The organism is Psychromonas hadalis ATCC BAA-638 (assembly GCF_000420245.1).
Taxonomy (GTDB): Bacteria; Pseudomonadota; Gammaproteobacteria; order Enterobacterales; family Psychromonadaceae; genus Psychromonas; species Psychromonas hadalis.
On the sequence record NZ_ATUO01000302.1, the window covers coordinates 1 to 1,857 of the forward strand.

2 protein-coding genes are annotated in these 1,857 nt (G+C 36.2%); one reads left to right on the plus strand and one right to left on the minus strand.

Annotated elements, in window-relative coordinates:
* Positions 1 to 245: 245 nt before the first annotated feature.
* Positions 246 to 1,286, plus strand: coding sequence for a GAF domain-containing protein (locus G322_RS0119045; RefSeq protein ID WP_169337500.1), 1,041 nt, complete (start codon positions 246 to 248; stop codon positions 1,284 to 1,286).
* Between the two features lie 19 nt (positions 1,287 to 1,305).
* Here G322_RS0119045 and G322_RS0119050 read toward each other — a convergent pair whose 3' ends face one another.
* Positions 1,306 to 1,662 carry a DUF2750 domain-containing protein gene (locus tag G322_RS0119050; RefSeq protein WP_022943252.1) on the minus strand — a complete coding sequence of 119 codons (357 nt, stop codon included), beginning with the start codon at positions 1,660 to 1,662 and terminating at the stop codon, positions 1,306 to 1,308.
* Positions 1,663 to 1,857 lie beyond the last annotated feature (195 nt).

Sequence of the window (1,857 nt, forward strand, 5' to 3'; positions counted from 1 at the left end):
AATAATAAATAGCGACGTTGCATTCAATCGCAATAGCTAGCTATTACTCAATCATGCGCCTTGCTCTTCATCATTTTCCCTCAACAAGCCCTGATTACAATATTATGCGGAATGGTATAAAATATTAGATGGATTATTAGATTGCCAAAGTTTAACAGCCGTTGTGCATAATCGTTTAACAAAATTAATGGCAAATGCTTTTTATGCAGGTTTATTAGCTAAGATGATGTTGCCTGATCATGGGGATGATACACAAGGAGGTTTACCTTGCGGCTATGCTCTATCATATTGGAGAAACCGCATTTTGGAGTATGCCGAGTGCCGAAGCGAATAAACTATCTAATTATTTTTATTTGTCAGAAGCAAAATTTCAAAAAAAATGTCAGTCAGAGTTAGGCTTCAAATTTAGTGAGTTAAGTTCAGAGCTAGCTGAAGCGTGGAAGTTGAGTGACCTAATGGTTAAATCTCAAGATCAACCTGAAACACGCTCAGTAGAGATTCAAGCTATTTTTTTAGCAAATGAGTTAAGTGGCTCAATCTCAACACCACCAAGTAGTAAACCTGAATTTGATAATATCTTAAAACGCATTAGTCGCCTTATGAAGTTGAGTAGCGAAGAGTTACAAGTTAACATTGAACAAACAAGAGAGTTAGCCATTAATTTATTAACAAATTATGGCGCATCTATTTTGCAGAAAAGAATTAAGTCGATACCAAATAAAGATGACTTTGGCTCTCCAGAAGAGAGCACACCCTATTTCGGTATTAGCAAAGAAAAAGCCGTTTTAGAAAGTATTAGAAAATTAAGTGAGTTAGCTTATAAAAGCAACGATATTAATGCTTTTCTTAATTACCTATTAAAACAAACAACGCAAGTTATTGGTTTTGATCGTGCATCATTTTGGATAATCAATAAGCAGAAAGGTGTTGTACAGGCACGCAGTACGTTTGATAAAAATGGTTATGCAGAGACATTTAATCGTATAGTACCGTTTCAAAATGGTATGAATATTGTTACTCATGTTATTGAAGTAGACAGGCCTGTTTTAGTGAATGATTATAAATGCGAAGAATGGTGTCACTACATGTCAGAAGAGCTTGAGCAACTTATTGCTACGGGTGTTATCTGCTTTGCAACGGTAAAAATAGGGGGCAAGATAGTAGGAATTATTAGTGCTCAGCGTTTGAGTAATAGTGAACAAATCACAGAGGATGATTTTTCATTATTTACCTTTTTAGTTGAGCACTTAAATCTTTGTTTGAGCTTGATCTCCTCTCGTAAATAAAAGTATGAGGCTCTTTAATTTAAAGCGTCTCAATTTCGGTGAGTGCTTGGGTTAATTCTGCAAGATCAATCTCAGTATCCTCTTCATTATCTCCCCAATTTAGGCCGATAACGACATTGTCGGCTACAAGATCATCCACCCAGAATTCAAACCAATCTGCTACAGAAATTTCAGTCGCTACATACTCTTTCCACTCTTCGATACAGTGTGCTTGTGCAAGTGCCTGTGTTGACCATAAAGGCATCACCTCTGTCTCTTCAAACTGTAATGAATCAAGTACTACCCAATCCTCACTGTTTTTATCTTGTAGTGCCCAAAGCATTTGTGTTGGTTTTACATCGTTTAAAAAGAGTGTCAGCGATTGTGAATGACTCATTATTTTTCCATTGTGTTGTGAAATAGAAATTCAGTATACCGATTTAAGTGACAGGTGCTATCGCTTTATTTTCTAACGTTACGCACAGAGTATCTAATACCAATTCCAATAAATATGTGATCGTTTTTGGGACGTGAGACTTTAGTCTCGCCTTTACTATTGGCGCAGCTAAAGCAGCACGTCCTAATAATTAAT